6 protein-coding genes are annotated in these 11,881 nt (G+C 48.0%); all 6 read left to right on the forward strand.

The genetic code is table 11. The features are described from left to right. The first annotated feature begins 60 nt into the window (after positions 1-60). Positions 61-2,415 carry a GH116 family glycosyl hydrolase gene (locus O9290_RS09950; RefSeq protein ID WP_288058238.1) on the forward strand — a complete coding sequence of 785 codons (2,355 nt, stop codon included), beginning with the start codon at positions 61-63 and terminating at the stop codon, positions 2,413-2,415. A 322-nt stretch (positions 2,416-2,737) separates the two neighbouring features. After that, a complete protein-coding gene (locus O9290_RS09955) occupies positions 2,738-5,218 on the forward strand; it encodes a CPBP family glutamic-type intramembrane protease (protein WP_288058236.1) in 2,481 nt (826 codons plus the stop codon). Positions 5,219-5,299: 81 nt separating this feature from the next. Continuing rightward, on the forward strand, positions 5,300-6,151 hold the full coding sequence (locus O9290_RS09960; protein ID WP_288058234.1) for a hypothetical protein: 852 nt from the start codon (positions 5,300-5,302) through the stop codon (positions 6,149-6,151). Next, complete coding sequence (locus tag O9290_RS09965) at positions 6,151-8,001, forward strand: VMAP-C domain-containing protein (RefSeq protein WP_353852132.1); 1,851 nt, start codon at positions 6,151-6,153, stop codon at positions 7,999-8,001. The genes O9290_RS09960 and O9290_RS09965 overlap by 1 nt, the downstream gene beginning before the upstream one ends. Continuing rightward, positions 7,991-9,082, forward strand: coding sequence for an AAA family ATPase (locus O9290_RS09970; RefSeq protein WP_288087012.1), 1,092 nt, complete (start codon positions 7,991-7,993; stop codon positions 9,080-9,082). The genes O9290_RS09965 and O9290_RS09970 overlap by 11 nt, the downstream gene beginning before the upstream one ends. An 8-nt stretch (positions 9,083-9,090) precedes the next feature. Then, on the forward strand, positions 9,091-11,616 hold the full coding sequence (locus O9290_RS09975; RefSeq protein ID WP_288057113.1) for an SAV_2336 N-terminal domain-related protein: 2,526 nt from the start codon (positions 9,091-9,093) through the stop codon (positions 11,614-11,616). The last annotated feature ends 265 nt before the right edge of the window (positions 11,617-11,881 follow it).

An 11,881-nucleotide genomic window follows, 5' to 3' on the forward strand; every position in this document is an offset into this window, starting at 1 on the left:
CCCCACACCCCACACCCCACACCCCACTTCCCACACCCCACACCCCACTTAAAAACATCTATGCTTAATCTCGTCTCCCTTCCAGAAATTCCCGCCGCTGCTTGGAAACGTCCTCTGGGCAAAGGTTGGGAAAAACCCTACAGCGTCCGCTACGCCAGCAATTTAGATGATGGTCCTTGGCATGGGATGCCTCTGGGAGGATTTGGGGCCGGTTGCATCGGACGTTCCCCCAAAGGTGACTTTAATCTCTGGCATCTGGACGGTGGTGAACACAGTTTTAATAGCCTTGCGGCCTGTCAATTTAGCATTTTTGAACAAACAGAAGACGGAAGCGCCCAAGCCTACGCTATGGCGACGGAAAGCCCCAAGGATGGAACTTTATCGCGCTGGTCGTGGTATCCTGCCGAAAAGGGAAGCTATTCGGCCCTTTATCCCCGCAGTTGGTACGAGTACAAAGATGTTTTTCAGACTCAATTAATTTGCGAACAATTCTCACCGGTTTGGGCGCATAATTATCAAGAAAGTAGTTATCCTATAGCCCTATTTGAATGGACGGCTCATAATCCCACCGATAAACCGATTACTATTAGTATTATGCTGACTTGGCAAAATACAATCGGTTGGTTTACTAACGCGATTAAATCCCCAGTGGTTAAGGTGAGAGATGATGGTAGTCCCGTCTATGAATATCAATCAAAATGGGGGGAAAGTGAGGGTAATTATAATCAATGGATTGTCGATAATTTCCGCGTTGGCTGTCTGATGCGTCGGGATTACGAAAACCCCGGGGAAGGGGATGGACAGATGGCGATTGCCAGTATTACTAATCCGAGTCTAGAGGTATTCTATCTGGGTAAATGGAACCCTGCGGGCGATGGTGGCGAAGTTTGGGACTATTTCGCCATGAATGGCTCTTTACCGGATATTGAGGACGAAACCCCCGCCGAAAAAGGGGAACAAACGGCCACGGCCATGGCGATTCGTTTTACCATTCGTCCGGGGAAAACTCGCAAAATTCCTTTTATTTTAGCTTGGGATTTACCAGTCACCGAATTTGCCCAAGGAATTAACTATTATCGTCGTTATACGGACTTTTTCGGTCGCAATGGTCAAAATGCTTGGGCGATGGTACGCACGGCTTTAAAACACGGCGATACATGGCGAGAAAATATTATTAACTGGCAAAAACCGATCCTAGAACGCAGCGATCTGGCCGATTGGTTTAAAATGGCTTTATTTAACGAATTATACCTCCTAACTGACGGCGGCACTCTCTGGACGGCAGCCACGGAACAGGATCCTATCGGTCAATTTGGGGTCTTAGAATGTATTGATTATCGTTGGTATGAAAGTCTGGATGTGCGTCTCTATGGTTCCTTTGGGTTATTGATGTTATGGCCGCGCTTAGAAAAGGCCGTCATGGAAGCTTTTTCGAGGGCAATTCCCAGCAGTGACGATACTCCTCGGATTATTGGATATAACCAAGCTAGTGCCATTCGTAAGGCCAAAAATGCCACTCCCCACGATTTAGGCGCACCCAATGAACACCCTTGGCAAAAGAGCAATTACACCAGTTATCAAGATTGTAATCTCTGGAAAGATTTAGGCAGTGATTTTGTTTTATTAGTCTATCGGGATTATTTATTAACGGGGGCTAAAGATGAGGATTTTCTGCGGGAATGTTGGCCGTCAATTGTCCTGACTTTGCAATATTTAAAAACTTTTGACCTTGATAAGGATGGGATTCCCGAAAATTCTGGCGCACCAGACCAAACCTTTGATGATTGGCGTTTACAGGGAATTAGTGCCTATTGTGGTGGTTTGTGGATAGCGGCGCTAGAAGCGACGCTTAAAATTGGCGAAATCATTGGAGAAGATACGGCAATTTTTGCCAGTTGGTTGCAGCAATCTCGCGCTATTTATCATCAGACTCTCTGGAATGGAGAATATTATAATTTAGATAGTGGCAGTGGTTCCGATGTGGTGATGACCGACCAATTATGCGGTCAATTTTATGCCCGTTTATTGGCTTTACCGGATGTGGTAGAAAATCAATACACGCAATCAGCTTTAAGTAAGATTTATCAGGCTTGTTTTCTCAAGTTTCATGGGGGAAAATTTGGGGCAGCAAATGGGTTAAAACCCGATGGTACTCCCGAAAATCCCGAGGCAACTCATCCCTTAGAAGTTTGGGTAGGAATTAATTTTGGGTTGGTGGCTTTTTTACTACAAATGGGAATGGAAAAGCAAGGATGGCAAATTACGGAAGCGGTGGTGCGACAAGTTTATGAAAATGGCCTACAATTTCGCACCCCGGAAGCAATAACATCGGTGGGAACTTTTCGCGCCTGTCATTATTTACGCGCCATGGCTATCTGGGCTATCTATGGGGTTTTGACGGAATTTCAGGGATAAAACAGGATTATCGCCATCTAACTGGTGATCTGGTTTTACCTGGTAAATCACTCTAATCCTAAATCCGGTTATTAAAAACTGATTATTTATTCTCGGTTTTGCCCTTTGCCTCTCCTGATATGTAGCCTATACTCAGGGGATTTAAGTAGTTAGGCGTTAAAAATTATCAGATGCCCCCCTTATTAAGGGTAGGGTTGATTCATGAATCAACCCTACCTTATCAAGGGGGGCAGGGGGGATCGAACCTAAAATCCATTTTTAATTTAATTATAACCAGCTACTTAGTCTAAACGCTGTAGGCTGGGGAAACCTGACTCGATCGATGAGCGTCAGCTATACCATGAAAAGAACGATTTCCCGGATTGTCTGGATACTTCTCTCGCTGGCGGCGATCGCTCTAGCGGTGTTTCTGTTCAGTCCGCGCCCCGTGGAAGAAGCCAAGGCTGACTACTGGATCATGAGTCGGTTAGCGGTCAATCAACCGGGCTATTTTCCCCTAGAGCAATCCCTCGATCCGCGATGGTATCGCCCGATCGCCCCCTGGATCGGTCGCCTGATTTTGCCAAAACCGGAGGAATATTCCGCCACACCGGGGGAAGATTGGACTTGGTTGCAGGTTTACCAAGCACCCCGGCCGGATTTAGTCGGTCAAAAAGTTCGTTTAGGTTGGCGGCAATCCCCGGCACTGGCTCGATATTTAGGACTGGTTACTAAGGATATTCGCTTCACTCCAGAGGCGATCGAGAGTGAAAAACAGGGAAATATCCTACCGACTCGCTTGAATGGTCGTTCAGGGGTCGGACCACTGCAAGCGCTGGCCGGATCGCGACCGCTCGATGATGTGGTGGTCAGCTTTCCCGATGCAGAAATCGGGGAAACGTCATTACAAGTGGAGCGAATGCCCTTGATCGTTACTGGGCGCTTTGTGGCATTGGTGAAAATTATCGGCGAAGCTCCCCCCCGAACCCCCAGCGACATCCCCAAGGTTTGCCCCGGTTCACCCCCCTGTGGGAGCGAACTTTTCCGAGTGCAACACTATAACCGCGACAGTGGACAATTCGACGGCAGCTCGGAAGTGATCCGCATTCCCCAACAACCCTTAGTTTCCGGAGGACGTTTTATCTCCACCCCCCGACAGTTAGCAGCAGCGAGCGAAGGAAAGCAGGGCTGGTATATCTACGGGGCGCGGGGACGGGATAAACTCTTTACTGTTCAAGCAATCAAACCTCGATCGCTGTTTCAACTGCAACCGACGGAAACCCTGACTGGGCTGCGATCGGGCCAAGATTACATCGCCCGCGGCACTTGGAACGATACCCCATCCCGCAAAGGAACCGCCAGTCGGGTAACAGTCCTGCTGGAGGGTGAAAAAAAATCATGGAAAGAGGGCGATAAAGGCATAGGAATTCATATTTTCGGCGGAATCGGCGGTAAAAAAGGCGAATCAATACAATTGGGAACGGTAACGGGTCATTTTTCCTATTTTCTCTACGAAGTGATTCGGGATGCCCTGACGGGAGAGCTGCAGTGGCAGCTCGATTATGATCAGGTGTACGCTCACAATCCCCAGGGGATTTTATCCGGTTATCAGAGTTGGGCGAACTATACGGGTAGTTTAGAGCGGGGATGGCTTAATTCCCGACCCCTATCCGATGCGATCGTGAAATTAGACCTATTGGAGGATTACAACTTTGGCAGGGTTTCTCTGTCCCCCCTGACAGAATTCCACAAGCAGTTAGAGATCATGATGGCTCGCTACCGGATCGGGGACGGGACCGGGGTTTCTAGTGTTACCCCCGCGACTTCCTGCGTCCAGGACTCGAATCAGGCCCTTTATATCACGATCGCTACCCTGCGCCACCAGTTTGAAACCGATCCAAAGATCGCCGCTTGGTTGACAACCCATGCCGACGATCCGGAAACCTTGCGTTTTCAACGTTTGGGACAATTGGGCGATCGTTTAGAACAAGTATTAGCTCCCCGGGGGGTGATCCGGGCCGATTGGCGGCAAAACGCCGAAATTCTCGCCGGTATCACCGATAGTCGCGGAAAAGGCTTGATTCGGGAAAATACACTGGCCAACGCTCTACTAAGCTGGCGCTCGATGTTACCGCGAGGCAGCAATGACGTGATCGGTGAGATTTTCTTGCGGTCAGGAGCTACTCTCTGGTTCCTCCGTACTAATCAGGTTGGGGGAGCGATGCCGGAGATTTTACCCCTCGCACCGACCAAGTTATTCGGGGAAATGCCGATGATCGCGCCAATGCTCCGTCGCACTTTGGGAGCGCTCGTGCTGCCCCTTACCGGTCGGGATTGGGGGGTGACGGCGATCGGATTGGGATTGTACGCTGTGATCGCCCTGACCATCGGTTTCCGGTCGGGTTTTTTACGTTGGCACTTCCCCGAACGGAGACCGTTAGAGATACTGAAAATGCTCGTCTTTTGTTTTTTCTTCCCGGCATTCTGGGAGGAATTCGTCTTTCGGGTGCTGTTAATTCCCCATCCGGAAACGGCAACTTCCACAGCTAACCTGATCCTCTCTGCTTTGGTCAGCATCACGCTTTTTACCGTCTATCATCCCCTCAATGCAATTATTTTTTACAAAAAGGGCAATCCGACTTTTTTTCAGCCTATTTTCTTGATTTTAGCGGCTTTATTGGGATTAACTTGCACCGTCGTCTATTGGCTGACTGGTTCTCTCTGGACGATCTCGGTGCTGCATTGGTTGGTGGTGGTGGTTTGGTTGCTGTTTTTGAACGGTCTATCTCGACTGACAAGGCGATCAAAGCAAGGCAGTTTTTAAATTTGCTCTCGGTCTAAAGTGGGAAAAACCGTTTAAAATTGGAAATCAACAGGGATAGGGAAGCCCTGTAACCGCACGATCATGGCTAAAATTGTCGGTGTTCATGGTATCGCGCAAGAATTTAGGGGTAGCAACACGATTTCTGCTGAGTGGTTGCCAAGTCTCAAGGATGGATTGAAACTCGCGGGAACCGAGTTAGAGTCCGATACTGATTTTCTTTGTGCGTTTTACGGAGATATTTTCCGGGGAAACCCGAAAGCGATCGGTATCCCGAACTACGATGTTAATGATATCGATTCCGATTGGGAAAAAGAATTACTTCAGTTGTGGTGGCAAGAAACGGAACGAGTGGAAAATAATCATCCCAATGCGGATAGCCTTTTGAGAGAAAAATCTACCCCGAAAATTATCCAGAGAGCTTTGTCGGGGTTAAGTGAATCTCGGTTTTTCGGTAGCATTGCCGAGAAATTGGTTATTTCTTATCTTAAGCAAGTAGGGGGCTATTTACACAATCGAAAGCTAAAACAGCAGATTCAAGAGCGAGTAATAGAATGTATCGGTGAAGATACGCGGGTACTTGTAGCTCATTCTCTCGGTTCGATCGTCTGTTACGAAACTTTATGTCAGCATCCAGAATGGCCGATTAAAGTCTTTGTCACTCTCGGTTCTCCTTTGGGGATAAGACAATTAATTTTCGATCGACTGCAACCATCCCCCCGCAATAACCTGGGGTTCTGGCCTGGAAATGTGAAAAGATGGGTGAATATCGCGGACGATGGCGATGTGGTGGCGTTGACAAAGCAACTCAACCCTTTATTTGAGGGAACTGTCGAGGATAAGCCAGTTTATAATGGTTGCAAGGCTCACGATGCCAAAAGGTATCTGACGGCGGTTGAAACTGGGGAAGCGATTCGATCGGGGTTAATCGATTGATGGGCAATGATATGGATGAAGAAATCAAGTATTATCTGATCGCTTGTGGGACAAAGGATTACAACGCATTCGAGCAATTACCCAGCGTCGAGACGGATTTAGAATTGGTGAACAGTCTGTTTACCAGTGGTTTTGGATATGAAAGAGTTCTGCCAAGTTTACACTTGAATCCCACAACTAACGATCTTAAAAAATTATTCCCTAATTGGCTTCGGGATAAAGAGCGACATGGAACGAAAAATATTCTTATTTTTTACTATTCTGGTCATGGCGAATATTGTCCAGGTGATAGACATTATCTCATACTGGAAGACACAAATAGTGACGATATACCTTCAACGGCTTTACCGACTCAAGACTTAGTTCTTCCTATTAAAAATAACCAAGTAACAATCTCTCAAGTTCTCTATATTATTGACACTTGTTACTCCCAAAGTGGTGCGGGAGATATTATACAATTCGTTAGCAATGCGATCAAACAATATGAAGCGGTTCGAGGAGCTAATATAGCTATTCATGTTATGGCAGCTTGTAGGTCAAAAGATACAGCGATCGAAGCCGTTTTATCCCGATCGCTGCAACAAGCTCTCGATGACATAAAAGCGATCGAGTTTTATTCCCACTCTGGATATGTCGATCTAGGTTTGTTGGTTCATAAAATGAACCAAAATGTTGACAGTAATCAGCGTGTTAATTATTCTGCGCTAGGAATTGAAACCCATGCTATCTTTTTTCCTACTTATCCTAAAGCTGACCAAAAATGGGAAAATCAACGATTTAATTTAATCGAAAAACTTTTCAATATTTTAAATATTAATTCCGATAATAGTTTATTTTTAATCAACTCTTTTCTGTTAGTCTATGAGGATCCCAAATCATCATCTATTTCAAACATAGAAGAGCTTAGAGAAAAACTAAAAGATTTGTCTAGTAAGCCAGTTAATCAAGAAATATGTCCTTTGATTTTATTTTCTGAATGGTGCAGGTTGAAGTTATTTAAGGATCAAAACCGAGATATTGCTGAAGATATTGATACTTGGAAAGGTGAAGCTGTTCGATATAGGGATGGTGTGCAGTTAGACACAATCAAGAAATATGCGATAGAATTGTGGGATAAATTTAATAAAAATATCGAACTAGAAGGAAGAATACAAATTGTAATCTCACCCGCAATTGATAAACATAATAATACTGGCTTACAAACAGAATATTTTCATGTAAATACGATGTTTTTTGTGGGAATAAACAATAAAATTAAGTTATGGAATATCTATAAAAAAGAACAAGGTTTTATGTTAGAAGAAATGCAAAATAGTTTCTATCAGGTAATTCCTGAAATGTTTTACTATTTACCCGATCGAGCGAGACTAGAGATTGAATTTTTCCTTCCATTTGCTTTGCTGAAACACTCCCTAGAAGATATTAAGTTTAGATGCGGTGATGGGCCATCTATCGGATACGAGTATCCTGTTTTTATTAACTCCTTCGATCGCTATTTCGATGAAGATTTCCGAGAAATACGCGACAAGATCGAGGAGATCAAGAGAGCTTTATGGGAAAATAATAGCGATCTTGACCAGAAACATTACTACATCGGAACCGAACCATCGATCGCCGATCTGGAAGAGATCGTGGAATCCCTGCCGATCGCCGTCTGGAGTCGAAACGCCAACCAACCGATGACAGATAACGATCTAAAACCCTCGGAATGGAAAAACTGGCCCGATAAGATCAAAGAATTACGCAGAAACAAGCGAAAAATCGCCCTTTTCTGGGACGATCTATACCCCAAACCCTCCCCGAGACCGAGACCTCTAAACACGAGAGTGGTGGAATCCAATGGCCAATAAACCAGTTACCGAAGCAGAAGACCTTCGCATCTATCGGGGGTTGACCCTGAGTGCCGATAGTTTACCCACACCCAAAGAACAAAGAAAACACCTCGATCGCATCCCACCGCCACCCCCTTGGCGCAGTTTTAGCCTGTCCCCGGAAGCATGGACAAAATCGCAGAAAATACCGCCCGAACAGGGAAAAATCGACCCTAGGGCTTTAGGATTCGTCGCGGATAAGAAAGCGGTGGAATTGGTGAATGCTGCCCTCTGTTTGCGTCGTCCCCTACTGATTGAGGGCAACCCCGGCGCCGGCAAGACTTCCCTGGCCTACGCAGTCGCCCTGGAATTGGGATTACCCGGCCCCTACCGTTGGTCGATCGTTTCCCGCACCACCCTTAAAGAGGGTCTTTATGCCTACGATGCGATCGGACGGTTACAGGAAGCTTCCCTACAAAGACAGAAAGTGGGAGAGGGGGGAGAGTACGAGGAGCCGGATATCGGCAGCTATCTAAGATTAGGCCCCATGGGGATGGCTTTTTATCGATCCCGTCCAGGACGACCGGCGGTGCTGCTAATTGATGAGATCGATAAAAGCGACATCGATATGCCTAACGATCTCCTCCATATTTTCGAGGAGGGATTTTTTGAGATCCCAGAATTGACACGATTAAAAACCGGCGACCAATCCGTTCTTCCCTATCGCGGTCAACAGGATGACAGCGAGGAGAAAATCCCGATCGATCGAGGTTGTGTGTCTTGTCAGGAGTTCCCCCTAGTATTCATGACCAGTAACGAGGCCCGGGAGTTTCCCCCCGCTTTCCTGCGTCGATGTTTGCGTTTAAGACTCGAACAACCCGACAACGAGGATGATTTCTATCGGATACTAGAGCAACGTTTCCCACCGGAGAGCCTAAATCAATTGGACGAACCGGCCAGAAATCTGATCCGGGAATTTCTCGATCGAATCAAACGCAAAGACAAACTAGCCACCGATCAACTGCTCAACGCGGTCTATCTGTTACTACAGGGAAACGACCTCACCGACCCCGATCGCCAATCGCTGCTAGACACCATCTTTAAATCCTTGCAAGGGTAGGGGGAGAGATGGAAGGGAAAAAAGCTATCTGGTGGGAAGACGAGAGGGAAATGGCAGAACTGATCTGGTGCGCTGCTTACCTCGATCGAATTATCGCGCCTTGGTCGATCGAGCAGCCCGAACAGTCGGAAGCAACCTCATCTAATGATCAGGAGGATAACCGGTCATCCGGCAGCGGTGAAAAAACCCCTCCCCCCGGAGCGATCGAGCCAACGATTCCCGTTGCCTATCCCGAAAACATCGATCGCCCGATGCAGACCTCCCAGAAGCGCGATTCGGTCGAGAGCGATCGTTCTTCTCCCGTTCGCGTCCCCGATCCCTTTCCAATACCCGAACCCACCGCCATCAGTAAGGCAATTCTCCCCCTAGCGCGTCGCGTGCCTGGATTACGGGCCGACGAGTTGGATATCGAGGTTACAGTGGAACGGACGGCCGAAGCGGGGGGATTACCGATGCTCGCTTTCCGTCCCCCCCTAGAACGTTGGTTAGAGGTTCACCTGTTGATCGATCGCTCTCCCCCGATGGAATTTTGGGGAGATCTAGCGGGGGGAATGACCACTCTCTTCCGTTGGCAAGGCTTTTTTAGGGACGTGCGGGTTTGGTGGTTCGAGACCGGTGAAAATGAAGCTCGTTTGCTTTCCGGTGCGGGGCAAATCGAACGGAACCCTCGCAGTCTGGTTGCACCCTCTGGAAACCGACTTTTTATTGTCCTAACCGATACTTTGGGGAAAGCTTGGCGATCGAGGTCTGCCTTCGCCACCCTAGCGGATCTGGGAAAAGAACACCCCGTCACCATTGCTCACATTTTCCCGCAGGAGCTATGGCAACGAACCGCTTTAGAGGGAGCGATCCTCCGGCCTTTGATCGCACCGGGTCCCGCTTCTGCCAATGCAACACTGCAAGTGGGGGAAAGACTCCGCACGAAGCAGATTCTCTATCGGTTCCCCATTTTCAATCTATCCCCCGCTCACTTTGCAACCTGGGCGAAATTTATCGCTGGGAGCGGTGGTAATTCCATTCAGGGGGTTTTAATGGGAGCAACCACTGCGGGGGTGAATATGGGTGAAACCGGAGAAGAAGAGGCAGCCGCTCCGGAAGCGGAACCCCCGGAAGAGTTATTGAGAGGCTTTTTAATCGATGCCAGTCCCTTGGCCCGAGAACTGGCTAAAGTGCTGGCGGCCGTTCCCCTGATTCCTCCGGTGATGCGATTGGCACAGCGGCGATTTTTACCCGATAGTAAACATTGGCATCTAGCGGAGGTCTTTTTTAGCGGACTGGTCGAAAAATCTACCTTTAGTCCGGAGGGAGCGACGGTTCCGGATGCTTGGTACGATTTTTACCCCGGCATTCGTCAGCTACTGTTGGCAGATAGTGCCGCTAGACGCACGATCGATATTTGGCGCAGCATCGGCGATTATATTCGCGACCATTACGGCGAATTTCGCGATTTTTCGGCTCTAATCCCCAATCCACAGGGTTCTCTAGAGGATGCAGTCAGCGATCGCTCTCTCTATTTCGCTGAGGTGGACGCGGCTGTTCTCCGCACTTGGGGGGGAGAGTACGCCGATATCGCCCAAAACATCGAGGAGAGAGTGAGGCAGCGAAAACAGGAAATCTTGACCCCCGAAAAACTCCTAAAATTCACCTTCGAGACCCTATACGTCGATAAACGGGGAAAAATTACCAAAACAGAATCTCTGGAGGCCTACTACTACGAGGAACCCCTAGGCAAGGGAATCGAACCCCTAACCATGGTTGCTATCCCGGGGGGAACTTTCCTGATGGGTTCACCGGGAGAAAAGGACGATAAGAAGTCTGAAAAACCCCAACACCCCGTGAGCGTCAGTGCCTTCTATCTGAGCCAGACTCCGATTACCCGGGCGCAATGGCGGTTCGTGGCCCACCTACCGAGGGAGGGAAAAGACCTCGATCCAGATCCCGCGCACTTTAAGGAAAGTGATAATAACCCCGTCGAGCGCGTGAGTTGGTACGATGCGATCGAATTCTGCGCCCGTCTGTCCCGTCACACGGGAAAAAATTACCGTTTACCGAGCGAGGCCGAGTGGGAATATGCTTGTAGAGCGGGAACAACCACTCCCTTCCACTTTGGCGAGACGATCACGGCAGAACTGGCGAATTACAATAGTTCAAGGGTCTATCAACAAGAAAAGGCGAAAAAATCCCCACAGAAAACCACCCCCGTCCGCTCCTATCCTCCCAACGCCTTCGGGCTGTACGATATGCACGGGAATGTTTGGGAGTGGTGTTTAGATCCGTGGCACAGAGATTATCAAGACGCACCGCCCACAGACGGGAGCGTTTGGGACGAAAAAAATATTGATAATCGTTATGAAAACTTATTAAGTAGTACAAATAAATTCTTGACAGATGACCGGGATTGTGTATTGCGGGGCGGTTCTTGGTTCAACCTTATGTTTCTCTGCCGTTCTGCTTTCCGCCACAGCCTCCACCGCCGCGGCATCAACTACGGCTACGGTTTTCGGGTGGTGTGCGGTGCTGGGAGGACTTTGTAACCCTTTTCCCCTTTTTTTCCCTTTTTTCCCTCATTCCCTTTTCTGGAATTTTTTTGGGCAGGCTATAGTACAAGCGTATTAGTTTAGGGGTGGTCAATTACCTGGGGGGGTTTGATCCCCCCTGCCCCCCTTGATAAGCTATCCATTAGTCGGATCTTTCTTAACAAAAAGAGAAGAAACTTAAAAAAAGGGGAAACGATTGATAGGTATAGTTTTGAAAGAAGGAATTAAGGTGGAGGTAAGCAAAAAAATGGAGAAATGGGCA

The sequence above is a fragment of the Microcystis sp. LE19-41.2A genome (assembly GCF_027530405.1).
GTDB classification, from domain to species: Bacteria; Cyanobacteriota; Cyanobacteriia; order Cyanobacteriales; family Microcystaceae; genus Microcystis; species Microcystis aeruginosa.